The following is a 22,529-nucleotide window of genomic DNA, read 5'->3' as shown; positions in this document are numbered from 1 at the left end:
CGCCATCGACCGGAGAACGGCCCGGATGAGCAATTCACGGCAGTACCGGCCAGGACGCTCCGGCCTCCGCGAGTGGGACGGGCGACCGCTAACCGCCCGCCGTGGCGAACGCGGCCGGCACCCAGACCGGGCGCGCCGGGTCACCGCCGGGCGCGAGGGTGACCCGCCACGCCGTCAGCGGCGGCGATCCGGCCGCGCGCCACTCCGCGACCAGCGCGGCGAGGTCGCCCGCCAGCCGTTCCCCGGCCGGGCCGTGCGGGCGGATCCGGCCGTCCGGCAGCATCGCGGCCAGCGACCCCGGCTCGCACAGCGCGAGGCCGCCCAGGTGGTCGGCGAGCAGCGCCGGCGCCGCGGTGACCCGCCGGTCCCGGGCCGCGGCGAAGAACCACAGATCGTGATAACCCTCAAGATCAAGATTCACCGGGGGTACGGTCGGGAGCTCCGCCGGCAGCGGCGGAAGCACCGGTGACGGGTGCGAGCCGGCGTGCCGGGCGGCGAGCGCGCCGGCCGCCACCATGAACCCGGCCGGGCACAGCACCCGCGCCTCGGGCCGGTCCGGCGTCCGGCGGACCACCAGCACCGGGTGCAGCCCGCCGTGCGCGATCGGCGCCACCACCACACCGTCCGGCGCCAGCTGCTCCCACCAGGCCGCGGAGAGGCCGGTGACGCCGACGGTGCCGATGATCCGGTCGAACGGCGCACGGCCGGGCGCGCCGTCCCAGCCGTCCGCCCGGCGGACCCGCGCTCCGGTGACCCCGGCCCGGGCCAGCGCCGCCTCGGCCGCGGCGGCCACGTCCTCCTGCACCTCGACGCTGGTCACGTCCGCGCCGAGCGCGGCCAGCAGCGCCGCGTTGTAGCCGGTGCCGGCGCCGATCTCCAGCACCCGGTGGCCGGGCGCGACGTCCAGCGCGGTGAGCATCTGCGCCATCAGCGACGGCTGACTGGACGAGCTGACCGGCACGCCGCCGTGCACCTTGGTCACCAGCGCGGCGTTGCGATAGACCGCGTCCAGGAAGCCGGGGTCGCCGGGCACGGTCCAGCCGCCGCCCGGGCCGCGGAAGCCCGCGGCCACGAAGATCTCCCGGGGCACGGCCCGGAACGCCCGGGCCAGCGCGGGGCCGGTCAGCACGCCGGCCGCGTCCAGCTCCGCCAGGTACCGATCGATCGCGGTCATTCACTCACAGTAGGGCACGCGCGGCGTCGAGCCAGAACGGTACGTCGGCCGCGTGGAACGGCGCCTCGGACGGCTCGATCCGGTCCAGGAAACCGGCGTAGACGGCCGCGTTGCGCAGTGCGGCGACCGGTGCCAGCAGCGCGACCGCGTGCTCGGGATCGCAGCCGGACACGTCCGCCCGCCAGCGCGCGGCCCACGACGCGATCAGCGCGGGCGCCTCCGGCACGCCCTCGGTCAGCCGCAGGATGTCGAACGCCGGGTGCCCGGCGAACGCGTCACCCCAGTCGATGATCACCCGGGCGTCGTGCGCGCCGATCGCGTTGCCGGGGTGCAGGTCGCCGTGGACCAGCGTGTCCGGCAGCGCGCACTCCGCCACCGCGGCGAGGCGCGCGTCCAAGCCGTCCGCGAGCGCGGTCAGCACCGGGTCGTCCGGCGCGTACGCGGCCAGCACCGCCCGGATCCGCGCGGCGAGCCGGGGCGCGCGCAGGTCCGGCAGGCCGTCCGCGAGCAGCCGGTCCAGGTCCGGAGCGGCCCGCACCTGGATCCGGTGCATGCGCGCGGCCAGCTCGTCCCGCTCGGCGGCGCCGGCCTCGTACAGCCCGGTGCCCGGCACGTGCGCGAGCAGCAGCCGGCCGGGCTCCGCCACGGCCAGCAACTCCGGGGCGGCGCCGGGCAGGGCGTGGCCGAGCCAGCGCAGCACCGCGGCCTCGTGCGCGAAGAACGACGGCACCTGCTTGATCCAGGCCGGGGCGCGCGCGATGTCGACCGGACCGGGCCCGCCGCCGTCCGCGGACACGGTCTCCACCCGCCAGATCGCGGACAGGTTCCAGGTGCGCTGCTGGACCGTGCGGACCACGAGCCGGCCGCGCGACGCGAGCCGGTCCGCGGCCCAGGCCGTGGTGGCGCCGGGCCCGCCGGTCCGCGCCCACGGCGCCCGCCGCGCGTGCGGGGCCAGCGCCGCGACGTCGGCCTCGTCCGCGTCCACCATGGACGGCGTGCCGGGACCGTGCAGCTCGGCCGCGTAGGTCACCTCGCCGCCGTGCGGGCGGTCGCGGGACGCGCGCAGCAGCCGCAGCACGGTGACGTCCACGCCGTAGTGCTGGCGGGCGCCGTCCACCACGTCGGCGACCTCCTGCCACCAGGGCATCGGCACCTCGTAGGGCGGGAGCGCCCCGAGCACGGCACCGGCGGGGTCGACGAGCACGAGCGTCACGACGCGGGACATGACCGAGGAACCTATCAACACCCGCACGAGTGATCAGCCGATCGGGGTTCCGGGACGGTGGAACCCACCCGGTTACGGCAGGATGACCGCACCACCTGGACGGCGCCGCCCCTCTGCTTCGGATGAGGGAGTGTCGTCATGCATCACTGGAAGAGGCCGGCCGCACCGCTGGGGGCGGTCCGGTGACCGACACCCCGAAGCCCCGGCTGCGGCCGGGCGACGAGCTCACGCTGAAGGAACAGGACTACAAGTTCGGCGTGGGCCAGCTGTCGATCGTCGTGGAGGAGCTCCTGGAACGGGTGACTCTCGACGGCGAGCCGTGGGTACGGGTGCGCGGGTTCTGCCGCCGCGCACCGACGGACGCGGGGGCGGTGCGCGAGATCTACCTGCGCGTGTCCGCACTGCCGCTACGGAGGTGAGGTGAGCCGTCTCCGCGCGGACTCGGACGCGGAGCGGCGTACCCCCGGGCGCCGGGTGTGAGCCGCGTCTCGGTGAGCGCGGCCGGCGGTGGAATAGTGCGGTGCCGGGCCTGGTTACTTGCCGACGTAATAGTTAAGATTTGAACGAATCAGCGGTACGACGGAGGCGGGACCATGCCAATGCAGTTCGGGATCTTCTCCGTGGGCGACGTGACCACCGACCCGACGAACGGGCGGACCCCCACGGAGAACGAGCGCATCAAGGCGATGATGCAGATCGCGCTGAAGGCGGAGGAGGTCGGGCTCGACGTCTTCGCGACCGGTGAGCACCACAACCATCCGTTCGTGCCCTCGTCACCGACCACCATGCTCGGCTGGATCGCGGCGCGGACGGAGCGGATCCTCCTCTCCACCGCGACCACGCTGATCACCACGAACGACCCGGTGAAGATCGCCGAGGACTACGCGATGCTGCAGCACCTGGCGGATGGCCGGGTGGACCTGCTGATGGGCCGCGGCAACACCGGCCCGGTCTACCCGTGGTTCGGGCAGGACATCCGCACCGGCATCCCGCTGGCGATCGAGAACTACGGGCTGCTGCGCCGGCTGTGGCGCGAGGACGTCGTCGACTGGGAGGGCAAGTTCCGCACGCCGCTGCAGGGCTTCACGTCCACGCCCCGGCCGCTGGACGGCGTGCCCCCGTTCGTCTGGCACGGCTCGATCCGCAGCCCCGAGATCGCCGAGCAGGCCGCGTACTACGGGGACGGCTTCCTGCACAACGGCATCTTCTGGCCGTTCGACCACTCCAAGCGCATGATCGAGTTCTACCGGAAGCGGTTCGCGCACTACGGCCACGGCGCGGAGGACCAGGCGATCGTCGGCGTCGGCGGCCAGATCTTCATGCGGAAGAACTCGCAGGACGCGATCGACGAGTTCCGGCCGTACTTCGACAACGCGCCGGTCTACGGCCACGGCCCGACGCTGGAGGACTTCAGCCGGGAGACGCCGCTGACCGTGGGCAGCCCGCAGCAGATCATCGAGCGCCTGCTCAGCTACCGCACGCACTTCGGCGACTTCCAGCGGATGATGCTGCTGATCGACCACGCCGGCCTGCCGCTGAAGACCGTCCTGGAGCAGCTCGACCTGCTCGGCGAGGAGGTGCTGCCGGTGCTGCGCAAGGAGTTCGCGATCGGCCGTCCGGCGCACATCCCGGACGCGCCCACGCACGCGTCGCTGGTCGCGGCCGCCGCTGCCGAGAAGAAGGACGTCCTCGAGGAGGTGCAGGCATGACCGCCCGGAAGCTGTTCGTGGTGAGCGCGGGCCTGAGCCAGCCGTCGTCGAGCCGGCTGCTCGCCGACCACCTCGCCACCGCGACCGCCCGTGAGCTGCGGACCCGCGGCGCGGAGGTGGAGGTGCGCACGATCGAGCTGCGGGACCACGCGCACGACGTCGTCAACAACACGCTGACCGGGTTCGCGCCGGGTGCGCTGCGCGAGGTGCTGGACGCGGTCGCGGCCGCGGACGGCCTGATCGCGGTCACGCCGACGTTCCGCGCGTCGTACAGCGGCCTGTTCAAGTCGTTCTTCGACGTGGTCGACGAGGAGGCGCTGGTGGACAAGCCGGTGCTGGTCGGCGCGACCGGCGGCACGCCGCGCCACTCGCTGGTGCTGGAGCACGCGGTCCGCCCGCTCTTCACCTACCTGCGGTCCGTCGTCGCCCCGACCGGCGTCTACGCGGCCGCGGAGGACTGGGGCACCGGCGGCGGCAAGGCACACCAGGGCCTGGCGAAGCGGATCGACCGCGCCGCCGGCGAGCTGGCCGCGCTGATCACGGCGCGCGAGCCGGTCACCGTGGTCGACCCGTTCGAGTCGGCGCCGTCGTTCGACCAGCTTCTGGGTTAACCCTGAGCCGGGACATCGGGGAACGGGTGGGGCCGTTCCCCGATGTCGGGTACGCGCCTTTCGAGGACTCTGGAGGCAGCAGGTCCGGAAGGCGGTGCTCTCCCCGCCATCGCCTCCGGGCCGCCCGGCTCCGGCCGGAACTCAGACGGAGGAGTGATCCGAAGATGGCTAGCGTGCACACCCACTTCCGCAGTCAGGGCCTGGTCCGGCCGCGTGAGGGCCGCCTGCTGGCCGGCGTCTGCGCCGGGCTCGGCCGGCGCTTCGGACTGGACGCCAACGTCGCGCGACTGCTGTTCGTGCTGGTCCTGCTGACGATCCCGGGCAGCCAGCTGCTGATCTACCCGGCCCTGTGGATCATGATGCCGAACGAGGCGGACGACCTCCGCCCGGCCACGCCCGGCGTCTGACCGGTCTCCGGTGCCGGCGGTGGCCCCGCCGGCACCGGGCGCCCGGCGCGTGCGGTCCGGTTCCGGGCGGCACGCTCCGGGCCCGGGCCGCCCGCCCACCCGCACCCCGCGCGCCGATCCTGACGGGTGCCGGGTGGCGGGCGGCCCCGCGCCGCGTTCGGTGCCGCCCTACAGCGTGGGTTTCGACATCAGGTCGTGCAGCACGGCGATCAGCGCGGGATCGCCCGTGGTGCGCAGACCGTCCGCGCCCCCGCGGCGCCACAGCCAGAGCAGCACGTCCACCGGATCACCGGACACCGTGGCATCGGCATCCGCCCCGCCGGCGTCCGTCGCGGTGATGCCCGCCCCGCCGGTCGCGGTGATGCCCGCCCCGCCGGCGCCCGTCGCGGTGATGTCCGCCGGGTCGGTGGCGACGGTCACGCCGTCGGGTGCGAGGTGGACCCGCCAGGAGCCGCCGGCGGTCGTGGCGACCCGGACCGTGCGGCCGTCGAGGCCCGCCAGCGCGTCGCCGAAGTCGTCCGGCCAGTGCCGCGAACCGTGCTCCAGGAAGCGCACCAGCACCTCGTCCACGCCGTCGACCGCGAGGTCCGCCGGGATCGGGGCGCGCGGCAGCCCGGCCGCCAGCTCGCCGTCCACCCGGTGGATCACGGTCTCGTGCGCCATCCGCCGCGCCCAGAAGCCGACGGTCTGATCCGGCGGGTACCAGGTCGGCACGGTCTCGTCGGCGTCGCGCGCGGTCAGCTCGGCCGCGAGCGCCGCGAACTCGGCGTCGAAGCGGTCCAGCACGCCGGCCCCCGGGGACCGCGACAGCTCGGCCGGGAACGCGCCGGTCCGGATCACCTCGGTCTTGTGCCGGTAGACCTGGGTCACATGGTCTGCCAGATCGGTCACGGTCCAGCCGGGACAGGTCGGCACCGGCGCGGTCGGCGCCGCGGTGATCGCCACACGCAGACGCGCCGCGTCCGCGCCCAGACACTCTCTGAATCGTTCGATTCGCATAGACGACGCACATTATCCGGCACGGCCGGAGCGCACCGCCTATTTCCCGGTCACGGTGCGTGGGCGTGCGCCCTGACCTAAGCATTCGTTCGGACGGTGACGTACCCTTCTTTGCCGTGACGCTCTCCGCGCGGGCCCGGCGACATCGAACCGCCGCGCCCCCGACTCCGTAACTCCAGGGAAAGGCGGATCTTCATCGCCGCCGACGAGAGCTTCCCAGCACGACGAGAGGAATCCGTTCTGATGACCCCACTCGGTCGTCGATGTGCCGCAGCGGTCGCCGCGGTCGCCACCGCGGTGGCGCTGCTGACCGCGCCGCTCTCCCCCGCCGGTGCGGCGCCGAACAACCCGGACGCCGGCGGAAACGCCACTCTGGGTGACGTTCTGGAGTCCACGGGTAAGCGGTACCTCGAGGCCAAGGCCGTGCTGGACGCGTCGAAGAAGAAGCAGGCCGAGATCACCAAGCAGCTCAACACGGCCCAGGCCAACGTGGACCTGCTCACCAAGCAGGTCGGCGAGATGGCCTCCCAGCAGTACCGGCAGGGCCGGCTCACCGGCCCGAGCCTGATGCTGGGCAGCGCGGACCCGACCGGCTTCATCAGCCGGATGACCTCGCTGAACGAGCTGGCCGCGCACAACGACGCGAAGCTGCACGAGTTCATCGAGGCCCGCAACTCGATCGACCGGGCCAAGGCCGAGCTGGACGCCGAGGTCGCGGAGGAGCAGAAGGCGCTCTCCGCCATCGACAAGCAGAAGAAGGAGGCGGAGAAGGCACTCACCCTGGTCGGCGGCAACGTCACCACGAAGGGCCTGGTCACCGCCACCTCGCCGGAGGCGGCCCCCGGCCCCGGCGCGAACAGTGGATGGCCGGCCGAGTCGTGCACCCAGGACGACCCGACCACCAGCGGCTGCCTGACGCCGCGCACGCTGCACGCGTACAACGAGGTGAAGAAGGCCGGCTTCAACCGGTTCGTCGGCTGTTTCCGCACCGGTGACATCTGGGAGCACCCGAAGGGGCGCGCCTGCGACTGGTCGCTGCAGAACAGCGGCTTCTCGGTCTGGGACACCGACGACGAGCTGAAGTACGGCAACGACCTGATGGCGTTCCTGGTCCGCAACGCCGACCGGCTCGGCATCCTCTACGTGATCTGGAACCGGATGGTCTGGTTCCCGGCCACCGGCTGGAGCGGTTACTCCGGCGACAGTACGCACGAGGACCACGTACACATGTCGATCGTCTAGATTTGCCCCCAGCGACGATCATGAGTGGGTGAACACGCTCGAGAACCGTCTCTGGGAGTCCTTCCCCACGGGTACGCCGGTCACGGCCGACCCGGACGGGGACCGTGAGGTCAGCGGCGAGGTCCTGACCCGGTTGCTGCTCGGCGCACAGGCGCCGGCGTCCGGGGCCAGGGCCTCGCTCCGTCTGTCCGGGGCGCGGATCACCGGCGAGTTCTCGCTGCGGTTCGCCCAGGTGGACGCCCCGATCATCCTGGAGGACTGCGAGTTCGCGCGCGCCCCCGTGCTCAACTGGGCGCGGCTCGGGTTCACCAGCTTCGCCCGGTCCACGCTGCCGGGCCTGCGCGCGTCGAACGTGGTGGTGGAGGGGCACCTCAAGCTGAACGGCGCGCGGGTCGACGGCGAGCTGCGCATGCCCGGCGCCCGGATCAGCGGCGGCCTGGTGCTGGACCGGGCCCGGGTGCGGTCCACGGGAATCGCGCTGCAGGCAGAGCGGATCATGATCGGCGGTGACCTGGCGGCCGGGCGCGCGGACCTCGAGGGACTCGTCGTCGTGTCGCAGGGACGGGTCTCCGGCGACGTCAACCTGGACCGGGCCCGGTGCACCGCGCCGTCCGCGCCCGAGACCGTCGACGAGCCGCACGCGCTGCTCGCGGCCGCCCGGGGCGTGATCGGCGCGGACAGCCTGGTGGTCGAGGGCGGCTTCTTCGCCCGCGGTGCCACGTTCGACGGCGAGCTGCGCATGTGGCACAACCGGATCACCGGCGCGGTCAGCCTCACCGACGCCACGCTCACCAACCCGGGCCGGGTCGCGCTCCGGCTCGACGCGGCCACGCTGGCGGGCGGACTCTTCCTCGGCGGCGCGTTCGCCGCGACCGGGGAGGTCCGGACCGCGCACGCGGAGATCAGCCGCACGTTCACGCTGCGCGGCGCGCGGCTGTCGAACCCGGGCGGTGCCGCGCTGCGCGCCGAGTGGATGACGCTGCACGGCACGCTCGACGCCCGCCGGATCCGGGCCGACGGCCGGGTCGGCCTGGACGACTCGGTGCTGAACGGGCCGGTGAGCTTCAACGGCGCCACGCTGGCCGACCCGGGAGGCGTCGCGCTCAGCCTCAACGGCGTCGTGGCCAGCAACACGGTCAACCTGTGCGACGGGCTCTCCGCCGTCGGTCAGGTGCAGGTCTCGGGCAGCCGGATCGGCAGCGTGCTCTGCCTCGACACGGCCACGCTGACCGCGTCGCCGGACCCGGCGGACACCCGGCCGAACGCGCCGTTCGCGCTGCGTCTGTGGCGGCTCCAGGTGCCCGAGCTGCGGCTGCGCACGACCGCGGTGACCGGCCCGGTCGACCTGCGCCACGCCCGCGTCGGCCTGCTCCGCGACGACCCGGCGAACTGGCCGGAGGCACTGCACCTGACCGGGCTCACCTACGAGACGCTGGAGCCGCCGGCCACCGACACCGACCGGCGGGCGTGGCTGGCCCGCGACCCGGCCGAGGCCCAGCAGCAGCCGTACGAACAGCTCGCGGCCGTGCTCCGGGCCCACGGCGACGACGACGCGGCACGCGCGGTGCTGCTCACCCGGCAGCGGGCCCGCACCCGGGCCGCGGGCTGGCCGGCGCGGGTCTGGGGCGTGCTGCAGGACGTCACGGTCGGCTACGGCTATCGCCCGCTGCTGGCCGCGCTCTGGCTGCTGGTGCTGCTCGGCGCAGGCACGGCCGCGTACTCGGCGCACCCGCCGCGCGCCGCGAAACCGGACGAGGCACCGGCGTTCCACGCGGTCGTCTACACGCTCGACCTGCTGCTCCCGCTCGTCGACTTCGGGCAGCAGACCGCGTTCCTGCCGGCCGGGGCGTACCAGTGGCTCTCCTACCTGCTGATCGCCGCCGGCTGGATCCTGGCCACCACGATCGCGGCCGCGCTCACCCGCTCCCTGCGCCGCACGTAGCCCGCGCAACCGGGCGGCTACCGAGGGCTTACGGGAGGGCACCCGGTCGATTCGTCAGTCGTGTGCCGGGGTCGCCGAATGGACGGGTGCAAGCGAAATACACATGCCGACAGAGATGAGAGTTTCTTGCGCCGCTTCGCCAGCCGGGTCGTCCTCGCCGTTCTCGCTCCCGCCGCCGCTCTGGGTATGACGCTCGTCGCTCCCGCGGCCACCGCGTCCGCTGCTGTGGCGACGACGACGTTGGAGGCGCAGGTCGTGGCGTTGACGAACGAGGCGCGGGTGAAGGCCGGTTGCACGAAGCTGACCGTCAACGCCCACCTGGCGAAGGCGGCGCAGGCGTTCTCCAGGGACATGGCGGACAAGAACTATTTCAGCCACACGGGTAAGGACGGTTCGAACTTCGTGCAGCGGGCGAAGCGGGCCGGTTTCACCCGGACCGCGATGGGCGAGAACATCGCCTGGGGTTACCGGGACGCGCAGGGTGTGGTGAAGGGTTGGATGAACAGCCCGGGTCACCGGAAGAACATCCTGAACTGCAAGTCGACGCTGATCGGTGTCGGTGCGGCCCGTAACGCCAAGGGTGTCGTGTACTGGACCCAGGAGTTCGGCAAGTAATTCCGCAGACATGGGAAGGGCCCGGGGCGCACACCGCGCTCCGGGCCCCTTCGCGTCGGGACCGCACAACGACCGGCCGGCTCGGCAGAGTCACGGCGGGCCGGTCGCCCGTCGTCGCCCGCTCGTCAGCCTTCGGCCGCGATGAGGGCCTGGGCGACCTCGGCGGCCCGCTCGATCGGGATGGCGAAGCCGATGCCGATGGAGCCGCCGCCCTCCAGGGTGGCGATGGCGGTGTTGACGCCGATGACCTCGCCGGCGGAGTTGACCAGGGGGCCGCCGGAGTTGCCGGGGTTGATGGAGGCGTCGGTCTGCACCGCGGACTGGCGGGTGGCGCCCTCGCCGCCGAGGCGGACGCGGCGGTCGACGGCGCTGACGATGCCGGAGGTGACGCTGCCGGACAGGCCGAGCGGGGCGCCGACCGCGAGGACGGTCTCGCCGACGCGCAGCGTGCTGGACTTGCCCATCGGCAGCGGTTCGAGCGTGTCGGACGGGGAGATGCGCAGCACCGCGATGTCCATGCCCGGGTCGGTGCCGATCACGTCCGCGTCGAGGCTCTCGCCGTCCTGGCCGCTGACCGTGACCCGGCTGGCGCCCTCGACCACGTGGTTGTTCGTGATGATGTGCTGGGCGTCGTCGATGACGAAGCCGGAGCCGGAGGAGGCGCCGTCGTCCGTGCGGACCTCGATCGAGACCACGCCGGTCAGGACCTGCTCGGCGGTGCTGGTGAGTTCGCCGTCCGCACCGACCAGTTGGGTGCTGGTGGAGTTCCCGGCCTGGTTGGTGGCGCCGACGCGGTTCGCGCCGTACCACGCCCCGGCCGTGCCGGCGCCCGCGGCGACGGCCACGATGAGCGCGCCGGCCAGCATGAACCGGGGGCCGCGGCGCGGGGTGCCGGCGTCGTGGTCGCGGCGACGGGCGGCGCGCGGCGGGGCCGGGTCGTAGGCGGGGGTCGCGCCGACGGTCGCCCATGGGTCCGCGGGTGCCTCCCAGGCGGGCGGGGCGGCGGGCGCGCGGTACGTGGAGGTGGCGACGGCGGGGCCGGAGGCACCGGAGAAACCGGCGTACGGGTCCGAGCCGTCGTTCGTGACCGGGTAGGCGCCGGAGACGGTCCGGTAGGAACCGCTGGAACCGTACGCGGTGAACGAGCCGCCGGCCGGTGCCGGCGGCTCGTACTCGTCGTGTTCGGGGGCTCGCCGGCGGCCGGGCGGACCGGCGGGCTCGTAGTCGTAGCTGCCGTAGGAGGCCGGACGTCGCCAGCTCTGCGAGTCCGTGTCGTCTCGCCCCAGCGATGCCATCTGCGCCTCCACGGTTCGTCCACCCCGTCGGGGGTAGATACGGAGAGAAACGCGAAACGGCTCACCGTCATCGGTGAAAGATTCTCAGCCGGTGATCAGCCGGCCGATCGTGGTGAGGGCGTCGGCGTAGAACGTGCCGTTGACGTCGCGGAAGACCGCGAAGGGCTCCTCCGGGCTGCCGAAGAACGGGCGCAGCGTCCAGGCCAGCTGGGTGCCGACGAAGCCGAACAGGGCGATCCAGATGTAGAGCAGCGTCATGCTGGCCGGCCGCTGCCCGGCCGGGAGGTCCGCGGCGGACGGGCGGCGCGGCGGCGCGTACGGCTCCCAGCCTCCCGGGAGCATGCCGTCGTACGCGGGCACCGCCGGCCCAGGAACCGCGGCCGCCCCGTTCGCGCCCACCAGCGCCGGAGTCGGCGCCGGTGCCGGTGCCGGTGCCGCTGCCTCGACCGGGGCCTGCTCCGGCTTCTCCGGCGTCGAGGCGGCCGACGCGAGCGTGAGCTGGTGCTCGTTGAACGCGGTCATCCCCGCGGTGAGGAAGCGCAGCCCGACGATCGCGGTCAGCACCAGGATCGCCACGTTGAGCAGTTTGAAGAACGAGTAGCTGTTCGACGTGATCAGGAAGAACAGGCTGATCGGCGCGAACGCCAGCGTCAGCACCGCGGTGACCGTGATCGGCACCATGATCAGCGTGACCGCCTGCATGACCGACAGTCGCGCGCCGAAGACCAGGTTGAACAGGTACAGCGTGGGCAGGCAGATGGCGAGCGTGGCGAGGAACAGCAGCGGCAGCTTGACGAACGACGAGGCGGCCTGGATCCAGCTGTGCGAGGCGCCGAGCACGACGCCGTAGAGCGCGAAGCTGAGCGAGGAACTGGCCAGCATCTGGAGGCTGATCGAGCCGAGCTGCCGCTCCTCGATGATCTGCCGCCACACGCCGTCCCGGTCGCGCAGCAGCCGCTCGATGATGAGCAGCCCGCCTGGGGAGTTCGACACTGAAAGCCTCCAAGGCCGGAGATGAGTTGGCTGAGGGTACATCGAAGAAGACGGGTTCCGAGTGCCGAAAAGTTGCGTAGTCTGTGCGCGTGACCGACCCCCGGCTACGCGCATCGGACGCGGACCGGCAGCGCGTTGTCGCCGATCTCGAGCGGCACACCGCGGCCGGGCGCCTGTCCCTGGACGAATTCACCACCCGGGTCGACGCCGTGCTCGCCGCCCGCACCCACGGCGACCTGGGCCACCTCACGAGCGATCTGCCGGCGGAGGCGGAGCCGAGCGCGGACGCCCGGCATCTGCTGATCGCATTCGCGCTGGCCACTGTGGTCGTGGCACTCCTCGCAGTGATCATTTCGGTATACCGTTGACGCCTGGAGGGGTAATGACCGAGATCCTCACACCCGAGGCCCGGGAGTTCGTCGCGGACCTGCACCGGCACTTCGCGGCCCGGCGGGACGAGCTGCTGGCGCTGCGGGCGCTGCGCCGGGCCGAGGCGGCCCGCACCGGGCGGCTGGACTTCCTGCCGGAGACCGTGGACGTGCGGGAGGGCGCGTGGACGGTCCCGGCCGCGCCGGCCGACCTCACCGACCGCCGGGTGGAGATCACCGGCCCGACCGAGCGCAAGATGACGATCAACGCGATGAACTCGGGCGCCAAGGTGTGGCTGGCCGACCTGGAGGACGCGAACACGCCGCACTGGGCGAACGTGATCGGTGGCCAGGTCAACCTGTACGAGGCGGTGCGCCGGACGATCACGTTCGACTCCCCGGAGGGCAAGCACTACGAGCTCGGCCCGGGGCCGTACCCGACGATCGTGGTCCGGCCGCGCGGTTGGCACCTGGATGAGCGCCACCTGACCTGGGGGGACGGCACGCCGGGCGTGGGCGCGCTGGTCGACTTCGGGCTGTACTTCTTCCACAACGCGCAGGAGCTGATCGAGCGCGGGTCCGGGCCGTACTTCTACCTGCCGAAGATGGAGTCGCACCTGGAGGCGCGGCTCTGGAACGACGTCTTCAACTACGCGCAGGACCACCTCGGCATCCCGCGCGGCACGATCCGGGCGACCGTGCTGATCGAGACGATCCCGGCCGCGTTCGAGATGGACGAGATCCTGCACGAGCTGCGCGACCACGCGTCCGGGCTGAACGCGGGCCGCTGGGACTACCTGTTCAGCGTGATCAAGTACTTTCGGGTGACGCTGCCGGACCGGGCGGCCGTGACCATGACCGCGCCGTTCATGCGGGCCTACACGGAGTTGCTGGTCGCCACGTGCCACCGACGGGGTGCGTTCGCGATGGGCGGGATGGCCGCGTTCATCCCCAGCCGCCGCGACCCGGAGGTCAACGCGGTCGCGATCGGCAAGGTGCGGGAGGACAAGGAGCGCGAGGCCCGGGACGGCTTCGACGGCTCCTGGGTGGCGCACCCGGACCTGGTGCCGGTGTGCAAGGAGATCTTCGACGCCGCACTCGGCGAGAGCCCGAACCAGCTGTCCAGGCAGCGGCCGGACGTCGCGGTCACCGCGGACGACCTGCTGGACGTCGCGGCCACGCCGGGCAGCGTGACGGACGCGGGCGTGCGCGGCAACGTCGAGGTGGCGCTGCGGTACCTGGAGGCGTGGCTGCGCGGCAACGGCGCGGTCGGCATCCACCACCTGATGGAGGACGCGGCCACCGCGGAGATCTCCCGGTCCCAGATCTGGCAGTGGATCCACCGGGGGGTACGGACCGAGGAGGGCACCCCGATCACGTCCGAGCTGGTGCGCCGGCTGGAGGACGAGGTGCTGGCGGAGGTCCGGGAGCAGCTCGGCGACGGCTATCCGGGCAGCCGCTTCGACGACGCGCGCGTGCTCTTCGAGCGGGTCGCGCTCGCGGACGACTTCGCGGACTTCCTGACCGTGCCCGCGTACGAGCTGATCGATTAGCCCGCCATGCGACTGGATCCCGAGATCCACGCGGAGCTGGACGCCCGGCTCGCGGCCGTGGACATGCGCCTGAGCAGCCGTTATCCGGGCGACCCGGACAGCCGGCAGCCGGTGCACACGGTCTACGTGCCGGCCGACCGGTTCCACCAGGGCCTGGTGCCGGAGTGGGGTGGTGCCGCGCTGCGCAGCCTGTCGTCCGCGCCCGCGCTGCCCTACCCGGAGAGCCTGCACGCGCGGGTCACCGCCAAGCTCGCCGACGAGCCGATCGAGGACCTGAGGATCGACTTCGAGGACGGGTACGGCATCCGCGCCGACGACGAGGAGGACGCGGCCGCGACGTCCGCCGCGAAGGCTCTGGCGGGTGCCGAGGTGACGCCCCCGTTCGTCGGGCTGCGGGTCAAGTCGATGGAGTCACACACCCGGCGGCGCTCACTCCGTACCCTCGACGTGTTTCTGGACGCCTGGTTCGGCGGCGCGGCGGAGCTCCCGGCGAACCTCGTCGTCACGCTGCCCAAGGTGAGCGACCCGGCGCAGGTCGACGCGTTCGCGGCCGTGTGCGGCCGGCTGGACGCGGCCTACGGGATCGCGCTGCGGTTCGAGATCCAGATCGAGACGCCGGCCGCCGTCCTGGGCGCGGACGGCACCGCCACGGTCGCCCGCATGATCACCGCGGCGGACGGCCGGTGCACCGGGCTGCACTACGGCACCTACGACTACAGCGCGGCCTGCGGCATCGGCGCGGCCTACCAGAGCATGGACCACCCGGCCGCGGACCACGCGAAGGCGGTCATGCAGGTGGCGGCCGCCGGCACCGGCGTGCGGCTCTCCGACGGCTCGACCAATGTCCTGCCGGTCGGCACGGACGACCAGGTCGCGGCGGCCTGGGCGCTGCACGCGCGGCTGGTCCGGCGCTCCCTGGAACGCGGCTTCTACCAGGGCTGGGATCTGCACCCGGCGCAACTGCCCACCCGGTACGCGGCCACCTACGCGTTCTTCCGGGACGGTGCCGCCGCGGCCCGCGACCGGCTCGCCGCCTACCTGGACCGCCGGGACACCGGCATCCTCGACGAGCCGGCCACCGCCCGCGCGCTCGCGGGCTTCCTGCTGCGCGGCCTGCGCTGCGGCGCGCTGGACGACGGCGAGCTCGGCGACCTCACCGCGGACCGGCTCGCCGGCCTGTGACCCCGGCCCGCCCGACGGGCCGGCGAACCCTGTGATCAGCGCCGATCTCCGGGTCCGAGACCACCTCAGTACCAAGGAGGCGGATGTGACGGATTTCGACCTGGTCGTCCGGTCCCGGCGGGCGATCACCCCGGACGGCGAACGGCCCGCCGCGATCGCGGTGCGGGACGGCAGGATCGCGGAGATCGCCGCATATGACGCGCAGCTGCGCGCGGACCGCGAGGAGGACCTGGGCCGGCTCGCGCTGCTGCCCGGCCTGGTGGACACGCACGTGCACGTCAACGAGCCCGGCCGCACCGAGTGGGAGGGGTTCGCCAGCGCCACCCGGGCCGCCGCGGCCGGTGGCGTCACCACGATCATCGACATGCCGCTGAACTCGCTGCCGCCGACCACCACCACGGACGCGTTGGAGATCAAGCGGAAGGCCGCGGCCGGGCAGATCCGGGTCGACGTCGGCTTCTGGGGTGGCGCCGTGCCGGGCAACCTGGCCGACCTGGCCCCGCTGCACGACGCCGGCGTGTTCGGCTTCAAGGCGTTCCTGATCGACTCCGGTGTGCCGGAATTCCCACCGTTGACACCCGCCGAGCTGTCGGAGGCGTTCGCCGCGGTCGACGCGCTGTTCCTGGTGCACGCGGAGGACCCGGACCTGGTGGCGGCGCACGGGTCCTCCCCGAGCTACGCCGACTTCGTCGCGTCCCGGCCGCGCAGCGCGGAGAACACCGCGGTCGCCCGCGTCGTCGCGGCCGCCCGGCGGACCGGCGCCCGCGCCCACGTCCTGCACCTCTCCTCGTCCGAGGCGGTGCCGCTGATCGCGGCCGCGAAGGCCGACGGGCTACGGGTCACGGCCGAGACCTGCCCGCACTACCTGACGCTGACCGCGGAGGAGGTGCCGGACGGCGCCACCCAGTTCAAGTGCTGCCCGCCGATCCGGGACGCCGGCAACCGGGACGCGCTCTGGGCCGCGCTCGCGGACGGCGTCATCGACCTGATCGTCTCCGACCACTCACCGTGCACGCCGGAGCTCAAGCGCGCGGACACCGGCGACTTCGCGGCGGCCTGGGGCGGCATCGCGTCACTGCAGCTCGGCCTGCCGCTCGTCTGGTCCCAGGCGCGCGAGCGCGGCCACTCGCTGAGCGACGTGGTGCGCTGGATGGCGACCAACCCGGCCGCGCTCGCCGGCCTGGACACGAAGGGCCGCCTGGCGCCCGGCGCGGACGCGGACCTGGTCGCCCTCGACCCGGACACCACCCAGCGCGTCGACGTCCACCGCCTGCAGCACCGCAACCCGGTCTCGCCGTACCACGACAGGATCGTGACCGGGGTGGTGCTGGGCAGCTGGCTGCGCGGCGTTCCCACGGTCGGCGAGCCGACCGGGCGACTGCTCGAGAGGGGCACGGCATGACCGGCTGGCAGCAGCTGCCCGACCTGGCCGCGCGCGCGTTCGGTGGCGGCGTGGTGCACGCCAGCGACGAGTTCTTCGCGTTCGCGGCCGACCTGATCAACGACCACCCGCCCACGTTCACGCCGCAGAGCTTCGGGGCCCGCGGCCAGCTCTACGACGGCTGGGAGACCCGGCGCCGCCGGCCCCGCGGCACCGGTGACGACCACGACCTGGCGATCGTCCGGCTCGGCGCGCCCGGCGTGATCCACGGCGTGGTGATCGACACCGCGTTCTTCACCGGCAACTACCCGCCGGCCGCGTCCGTCGAGGCGACCCGCCTGCCCGGGCACCCGTCGCCGGAGGAACTGCTGGCCGCGGAGTGGACGCCGGTCCTGGCCCGGTCCGCGCTCACCGGCGACACCCGGAACGAGTTCCCGGTCGACGGCGGCGAGCGCGTCCACACCCACGTGCGGCTCCGGATCTACCCGGACGGCGGCGTCGCCCGGCTGCGCGTGCACGGCGAGGCGGTGCCCGACCCGGCGCTGCTGCCCGAGGTCTTCGACCTGGCCGCGGCCGAGAACGGCGGCACGGTCACCGCGTGCAGCAACATGTTCTACGGCTCCGCGCCGAGGATGCTGCTGCCCGGTCTGGCCCGGTCGATGGGCGAGGGGTGGGAGACGTCCCGGCGCCGCGACGACGGCAACGACTGGGCGCTGGTCCGGCTCGGCGTGCCCGGCCGGATCCAGCTCGCCGAGATCGACACGTCGCACTTCAAGGGCAACGCGCCCGGCGAGTTCCGCCTGCGCGGGATTCCCGACGCGTGCTCACTGGACTCGCCCGGCGACTGGGTCGAGCTGCTGCCGAGGACCCGGGCGCAGCCGGACACCCGGCACCGGTTCGCGATCAGCGACGCGCCCAAGGTGACGCATGTGCGACTCGACGTGTACCCGGACGGGGGCGTGGCCCGGTTGCGGCTGTGGGGCAGCATCGCCGAGAAGCAGCGGCGCCGGCTGGCGGAGCGGCACTTCTGAGTTTCGTACGCCTGTCGGGTAGGTTCTCAGGGTCCGTGTGCCACACGGCCGATTGAAGGAGCAGCTCACCCTATGGGTAAGAAGACCGTCCACGTGTCCGACTTCAGCGGCGCCGTCATCGGCGACGACGCTGACGTGGTGCGCATCGTCGTGCTCGAGCACCCCGACCTGATGACCGGGCCGGTACAGCTGGAGGCGCTCCCCGCCGAGGTGGAGAGCATCGACGACGCCGCGCTGGACGTGGTGGTGGTGGACATCTTCGACGCGCACGGCGACGGCGAGGCCCGGCGGGTCACGCTCAACGCCAGCGAGTTCGACGCGCTCGCCACCGGCACGCCGATGGCGGACGTGCTGAAGACCGCGGAGCGGGTCAAGCCGCCGAAGCAGGCCCGCAAGGCCCCGGCGGACAAGCTCGACTACGCGACCATGGAGCACGCCGGCAAGCCGCACCGGGGCAGGACCACGGACGAGGAGGCGGAGCTGGTCCGCGAGAACCTCGACAAGATCAACGAGCGTCTCGCGGCCGAGGGCATCCGCCTCATCGACCCGGCCAACCCGGAGCACGCCGCCCGCTACGGCTTCCCGGAGCCGACCGAGACGGCCTAGTTTCACCGGTTGTGGGGTCTCCAAGACCCTTCGAGACCCTACAACCTCTCTGCCCGCTTCCGGCGTGGTCGCGCCGAGTGTGCTCCCGCGGGCACCGCTCGGCCGCGGGCGGCCTCCCTGCCGGTCCCGCCGTGGCTTCCGAAAGGCCGGTTCTGCGGGTCCGAGCCTGTGCGGTCCCGACGCGAAGGGGCCCGGAGCGCGGTGTGCGCTCCGGGCCCTTCCCATGTCTGCGGAATTACTTGCCGAACTCCTGGGTCCAGTACACGACACCCTTGGCGTTACGGGCCGCGCCGACACCGATCAGCGTCGACTTGCAGTTGAGGATGTTCTTCCGGTGACCCGGGCTGTTCATCCAGCCCTTCACCACACCCTGCGCGTCCCGGTAACCCCAGGCGATGTTCTCGCCCATCGCGGTCCGGGTGAAACCGGCCCGCTTCGCCCGCTGCACAAAGTTCGAACCGTCCTTACCCGTGTGGCTGAAATAGTTCTTGTCCGCCATGTCCCTGGAGAACGCCTGCGCCGCCTTGGCCAGGTGGGCGTTGACGGTCAGCTTCGTGCAACCGGCCTTCACCCGCGCCTCGTTCGTCAACGCCACGACCTGCGCCTCCAACGTCGTCGTCGCCACAGCAGCGGACGCCGACGCCGCGGGAGCGACGAGCGTCATACCCAGAGCGGCGGCGGGAGCGAGAACGGCGAGGACGACCCGGCTGGCGAAGCGGCGCAAGAAACTCTCATCTCTGTCGGCATGTGTATTTCGCTTGCACCCGTCCATTCGGCGACCCCGGCACACGACTGACGAATCGACCGGGTGCCCTCCCGTAAGCCCTCGGTAGCCGCCCGGTTGCCGGTGCTCGGCGCTGTACTACGGTCGTGGGGTGACCGACTTCCGGCGGCGGATTCCGCGGACCGACACGGCGCTGGCCGATCCGCGGCTGGTGGCCGCGGGCGCGCGGCTCGGGCGCGGTGCGGTGAAGAGCGCGGTGCTGGCCGCGCAGGAGCGGGCCCGGCGCGGCGAGATCGCGCCGGAGGACGTGATCGGGGCCGCGGTCGACGCGCTGCCCGCCGCGGGCATGCGGCCGGTGATCAACGCGACCGGCGTCATCGTGCACACCAACCTCGGCCGGGCGCCGCTGTCCGCGGCGGCCGTCGGCGCGGTGGTGGAGGCGGCCGGGTACACGGACGTGGAGCTCGACCTCGCGGACGGGCGGCGGGCCCGGCGCGGGCGGACCGCGATGGCGGCGCTCGCGGCCGCGGTGCCGGGCGCCGGCGGCGTGCACGTGGTCAACAACGGGGCTGCCGCGCTGGTGCTGGCCGCGACCGCGCTGGCCGCCGGGCGCGAGATCGTGGTCAGCCGCGGCGAGATGGTGGAGATCGGCGACGGGTTCCGCCTGCCGGACCTGCTCGTCAGCACCGGCGCCCGGCTGCGGGAGGTCGGGACGACGAACCGGACGACCGTGGCCGACTACGCGGGCGCGATCGGGCCGGACACCGGGTTCGTGCTGAAGGTGCACCCGTCGAACTTCGTGGTCCAGGGGTTCACCTCGGCCGTACCCGTGGATGATCTGTCCGGTCTCGGGGTTCCGGTCGTGGCCGACATCGGGTCGGGGCTGCTGGCGCCGCACCCGGGGCTGCCGGACGAGCCGGACGCGGCGTCCACGCTGGCCGCGGGTGCGACCCTGGTGACCGCGAGCGGCGACAAGCTGCTCGGCGGGCCGCAGGCCGGGCTGCTGCTCGGCGACGCGACGACCGTGGACCGGCTGCGGCGGCACCCGCTGGCGCGGGCGTTGCGGGTGGACAAGCTGACGTTGGCGGCGCTGGAGGCGACGCTGCGCGACCCGGACGTGCCGGTGCTGGCCGCGCTGCGCGCGGACCCGGAGGCGCTACGGGTCCGGGCGGAGGCGCTGGCCGAGAAGCTGCGGGCGGACGGCGTCGACGCGGTGCCCACCGGCACCGAGTCCGTCGTGGGCGGCGGTGGCGCGCCGGGACACACGCTGCCGTCCTGGGCGGTGTCGCTCCCCGAGGCGTACGCGCGGCGGTTGCGCCTCGGCGACCCGGCGGTGCTCGGGCGGGTGGAGCGCGGCCGGCTGCTGCTGGACCTGCGCTGCGTGCCGGGGAGCCGCGACGCGGAGTTGCACACCGCATGCACGTCGTAGCGACCGCCGGGCACGTCGACCACGGCAAGTCCACGCTGGTCCGCGCGCTGACCGGGATGGAGCCGGACCGCTGGGCCGAGGAACGGCGGCGCGGCATGACCATCGACCTGGGTTTCGCCTGGACCGGGCTGCCGTCCGGGGAGACCGTCGCGTTCGTGGACGTGCCCGGCCACGAACGCTTCGTGCCCAACATGCTGGCCGGTGTCGGCCCGGTCCCGGCCGCGATGCTGGTGGTCGCGGCGGACGGCGGATGGATGCCGCAGTCCGAGGAGCACCTGGCCGCGCTGGACGCGCTCGGCGTCCGGCACGGCCTGCTCTGCGTGACCCGCGCGGACCTGGCGGACCCCGCGCCGGTGCTGGCGGACGCGGGTGCGCGCATCGCCCGGTCGTCGCTCGGCGCGGTGCCCGCCGTCGCGGTCAGCGGCGCCACCGGTCTCGGGCTCGCGGAGCTGCGCCGTGCGCTGGACACCCTGGTCGCCGCGCTTCCCGAGCCGGATCCCACGGCACCGGTACGGCTCTGGGTGGACCGCGCGTTCACCGTGCGCGGCGCCGGCACCGTGGTCACCGGCACGCTCGGCGCCGGCCGGCTGCGCGTCGGCGACGAACTGTCCCTGGACGGCCGCCCGGTGCGGGTCCGTGGCCTGCAGTCGCTCGGCGAGTCCGCCGACGAGGTCGGCCCGGTCGCGCGCGTCGCGGTCAACCTGCGCGGCGTCGACCGGGACGCGGCCGGTCGCGGCACGGTGCTGCTCACACCGGGCGCCTATGCCCCGGCCACCGAGCTGGACCTGCGCCTGGACGGGTTCCCGGTCGCGGACCTGCCGCCGTCCGTCACCGTCCACGTCGGCTCCGCCGCGGTCGTGGCCCGGGTCCGGCCGCTCGGCGCGGACACGCTGCGCCTGCGCCTCACCCGCGCGCTGCCGCTGCACGTCGGCGACCGGGTGCTGCTGCGCGACCCCGGCCGTTCCGGCCCGCGCGTGCTGGGCGGCGCCACCGTGCTCGACGTCGCCCCGCCCGCGCTCGGCCGCCGGGGTGCCGCCGCCGCCCGCGCCGCCGTGCTGGCCACCATGACCGGCGTCCCGGACGAGCACGACGAGCTGCGCCGCCGCGGCCTGATCCGGCGCGGTGACCTGCGGCGGACCGGGGTCCCGGTCACGGTCCCGCCGGTCGCCGGCGACTGGCTGGCCGACCCCGCGCACTGGTCCGCGCTGCGCGCCGGGCTGGTCGACGCGGCCACCGCGTACGCGAAGGATCACCCGCTGGAGCCCGGCGCCCCCGCCGAGGCGCTCCGCCACCGCCTCGGCCTGCCCGACATCGCGCTGGTCGAGGCCCTGGTCACGCCGCCACTGTCCTACCGCGACGGCCGCGTGCACACCGGCGACTCCGGCGTCCCGCCCGCGCTGGCCCGCATGGTCGCCGCCATCCGCGACGACCTGCGCGACGCCCCGTTCGCCGCCCCCGAGGCCGCCCGGCTGGCCGAGATCGGCCTCGGCCGGCGCGAGGCCGCCGCCGCGGTCCGCGCCGGCCTGCTGCTCCGCGTCGCCGACAACGTCTTCCTGCTGCCGGACGCACTCGACGAGGCCCGCCGCCGCCTGACGACGGTGGCGAGCCCGTTCACCGTGAGCGCGGCCCGCCAGACCCTCGGGTGCAGCCGCCGCGTCGCGGTCCCGCTGCTGGAACTGCTCGACCGCACCGGCATCACCCACCGGCTGCCGGACAACAGCCGCGTCATCGCGTCCTGAAGCCGGACGCGATCGTGGCGGACCGGCTGCGCGCGACGGCGCCGGGGCAACATCCGAATCACCGATGGGAATGTCGTTGATGCAAATTGCACGGACGGATGCGGAATCGGGCGCATCGAGTCGGCGTCGACACTCAAACGCCATAATCGGCACTCAACGTGTTTTGCCAATGACTCACAAGCATGCGTTTTATAGAGACGCTCGCCACTGGCCGTTCGCACACGTGTTTGACGTGGACCCCGCTCCGACCGGACGCTAAAATTCTCGATCAAGCTCAGGGCATGATCAGTTCGGTCCAATTCCT

Annotated in this window: 21 protein-coding genes; 15 read left to right on the top strand and 6 right to left on the bottom strand. The window is 73.3% G+C overall.

The window, feature by feature from the left end; genetic code table 11:
- Positions 1-88 precede the first annotated feature (88 nt).
- A complete protein-coding gene (locus J2S44_RS29365) occupies positions 89-1,174 on the bottom strand; it encodes a methyltransferase domain-containing protein (RefSeq protein WP_310420499.1) in 1,086 nt (361 codons plus the stop codon).
- Between the two features lie 4 nt (positions 1,175-1,178).
- Entirely contained in the window at positions 1,179-2,399 is a 1,221-nt protein-coding gene (locus tag J2S44_RS29360; RefSeq protein WP_310420497.1) for a phosphotransferase family protein, read from the bottom strand.
- 182 nt (positions 2,400-2,581) lie between these two features.
- Between J2S44_RS29360 and J2S44_RS29355 the strand changes: the two genes are divergently transcribed.
- The 4 genes from J2S44_RS29355 (at position 2,582) to J2S44_RS29340 (ending at position 5,126) form a co-directional block, all read left to right on the top strand.
- Positions 2,582-2,818 carry a hypothetical protein gene (locus J2S44_RS29355; protein WP_310420495.1) on the top strand — a complete coding sequence of 79 codons (237 nt, stop codon included), beginning with the start codon at positions 2,582-2,584 and terminating at the stop codon, positions 2,816-2,818.
- A 180-nt stretch (positions 2,819-2,998) separates the two neighbouring features.
- Positions 2,999-4,108, top strand: coding sequence for an LLM class flavin-dependent oxidoreductase (locus tag J2S44_RS29350; RefSeq protein ID WP_310429984.1), 1,110 nt, complete (start codon positions 2,999-3,001; stop codon positions 4,106-4,108).
- A complete protein-coding gene (locus J2S44_RS29345; protein ID WP_310420493.1) occupies positions 4,105-4,719 on the top strand; it encodes an FMN reductase in 615 nt (204 codons plus the stop codon). The genes J2S44_RS29350 and J2S44_RS29345 overlap by 4 nt, the downstream gene beginning before the upstream one ends.
- A 164-nt stretch (positions 4,720-4,883) precedes the next feature.
- Positions 4,884-5,126, top strand: a complete 243-nt coding sequence (locus tag J2S44_RS29340; RefSeq protein ID WP_310420491.1) for a PspC domain-containing protein — start codon at positions 4,884-4,886, stop codon at positions 5,124-5,126.
- A gap of 168 nt (positions 5,127-5,294) precedes the next feature.
- Here the strand turns inward: J2S44_RS29340 and J2S44_RS29335 are convergent, their stop codons facing one another.
- Positions 5,295-6,125 carry a maleylpyruvate isomerase N-terminal domain-containing protein gene (locus J2S44_RS29335; RefSeq protein WP_310420489.1) on the bottom strand — a complete coding sequence of 277 codons (831 nt, stop codon included), beginning with the start codon at positions 6,123-6,125 and terminating at the stop codon, positions 5,295-5,297.
- 243 nt (positions 6,126-6,368) lie between these two features.
- Here J2S44_RS29335 and J2S44_RS29330 point away from each other — a divergent pair, with 243 nt between their 5' ends.
- The 3 genes from J2S44_RS29330 (at position 6,369) to J2S44_RS29320 (ending at position 9,924) form a co-directional block, all read left to right on the top strand.
- On the top strand, positions 6,369-7,367 hold the full coding sequence (locus J2S44_RS29330; RefSeq protein WP_310420486.1) for a coiled-coil domain-containing protein: 999 nt from the start codon (positions 6,369-6,371) through the stop codon (positions 7,365-7,367).
- A 28-nt stretch (positions 7,368-7,395) separates the two neighbouring features.
- The gene (locus J2S44_RS29325; RefSeq protein WP_310420484.1) at positions 7,396-9,309 is read left to right on the top strand and encodes a hypothetical protein; all 1,914 of its coding nucleotides are present in this window, start codon (positions 7,396-7,398) and stop codon (positions 9,307-9,309) included.
- 186 nt (positions 9,310-9,495) lie between these two features.
- Entirely contained in the window at positions 9,496-9,924 is a 429-nt protein-coding gene (locus J2S44_RS29320) for a CAP domain-containing protein (RefSeq protein ID WP_310420482.1), read from the top strand.
- Positions 9,925-10,049: 125 nt separating this feature from the next.
- On the opposite strand, the gene J2S44_RS29315 is transcribed toward J2S44_RS29320, so the two are convergent.
- Positions 10,050-11,219, bottom strand: coding sequence for a S1C family serine protease (locus J2S44_RS29315; RefSeq protein WP_310420480.1), 1,170 nt, complete (start codon positions 11,217-11,219; stop codon positions 10,050-10,052).
- A gap of 84 nt (positions 11,220-11,303) precedes the next feature.
- Positions 11,304-12,212, bottom strand: coding sequence for a hypothetical protein (locus J2S44_RS29310; RefSeq protein WP_310420478.1), 909 nt, complete (start codon positions 12,210-12,212; stop codon positions 11,304-11,306).
- Between the two features lie 89 nt (positions 12,213-12,301).
- Here J2S44_RS29310 and J2S44_RS29305 point away from each other — a divergent pair, with 89 nt between their 5' ends.
- The 6 genes from J2S44_RS29305 (at position 12,302) to J2S44_RS29280 (ending at position 18,333) form a co-directional block, all read left to right on the top strand.
- Complete coding sequence (locus J2S44_RS29305) at positions 12,302-12,580, top strand: DUF1707 SHOCT-like domain-containing protein (protein WP_310420476.1); 279 nt, start codon at positions 12,302-12,304, stop codon at positions 12,578-12,580.
- A gap of 14 nt (positions 12,581-12,594) precedes the next feature.
- Entirely contained in the window at positions 12,595-14,133 is a 1,539-nt protein-coding gene (aceB, locus tag J2S44_RS29300; RefSeq protein WP_310420474.1) for a malate synthase A, read from the top strand.
- A 6-nt stretch (positions 14,134-14,139) separates the two neighbouring features.
- Positions 14,140-15,315 (top strand): DUF6986 family protein, encoded by a 1,176-nt coding sequence (locus J2S44_RS29295; protein ID WP_310420472.1) that lies wholly within the window; start codon positions 14,140-14,142, stop codon positions 15,313-15,315.
- Between the two features lie 85 nt (positions 15,316-15,400).
- Complete coding sequence (gene allB, locus J2S44_RS29290; RefSeq protein WP_310420470.1) at positions 15,401-16,717, top strand: allantoinase AllB; 1,317 nt, start codon at positions 15,401-15,403, stop codon at positions 16,715-16,717.
- Positions 16,714-17,727 carry an allantoicase gene (gene alc, locus J2S44_RS29285; RefSeq protein ID WP_310420468.1) on the top strand — a complete coding sequence of 338 codons (1,014 nt, stop codon included), beginning with the start codon at positions 16,714-16,716 and terminating at the stop codon, positions 17,725-17,727. The genes allB and alc overlap by 4 nt, the downstream gene beginning before the upstream one ends.
- Before the next feature lie 72 nt (positions 17,728-17,799).
- Positions 17,800-18,333: a hypothetical protein gene (locus tag J2S44_RS29280; protein ID WP_310420465.1), complete on the top strand. Its 534-nt coding sequence runs from the start codon at positions 17,800-17,802 to the stop codon at positions 18,331-18,333.
- Positions 18,334-18,568: 235 nt separating this feature from the next.
- Here the strand turns inward: J2S44_RS29280 and J2S44_RS29275 are convergent, their stop codons facing one another.
- Positions 18,569-19,057, bottom strand: a complete 489-nt coding sequence (locus J2S44_RS29275) for a CAP domain-containing protein (RefSeq protein ID WP_310420463.1) — start codon at positions 19,055-19,057, stop codon at positions 18,569-18,571.
- A 151-nt stretch (positions 19,058-19,208) separates the two neighbouring features.
- On the opposite strand from J2S44_RS29275, the gene selA reads away from it, so the two are divergent.
- Positions 19,209-20,486, top strand: a complete 1,278-nt coding sequence (selA, locus tag J2S44_RS29270) for an L-seryl-tRNA(Sec) selenium transferase (RefSeq protein WP_310420461.1) — start codon at positions 19,209-19,211, stop codon at positions 20,484-20,486.
- Positions 20,474-22,225: a selenocysteine-specific translation elongation factor gene (gene selB, locus J2S44_RS29265; protein WP_310420459.1), complete on the top strand. Its 1,752-nt coding sequence runs from the start codon at positions 20,474-20,476 to the stop codon at positions 22,223-22,225. The genes selA and selB overlap by 13 nt, the downstream gene beginning before the upstream one ends.
- Positions 22,226-22,529 lie beyond the last annotated feature (304 nt).

Origin of the sequence: Catenuloplanes niger, from assembly GCF_031458255.1 — a bacterium.
Lineage (GTDB): Bacteria > Actinomycetota > Actinomycetes > Mycobacteriales > Micromonosporaceae > Catenuloplanes > Catenuloplanes niger.
Note: the sequence above shows the minus strand (reverse complement) of the source record. Positions and strands in the feature narration are given on the sequence as shown.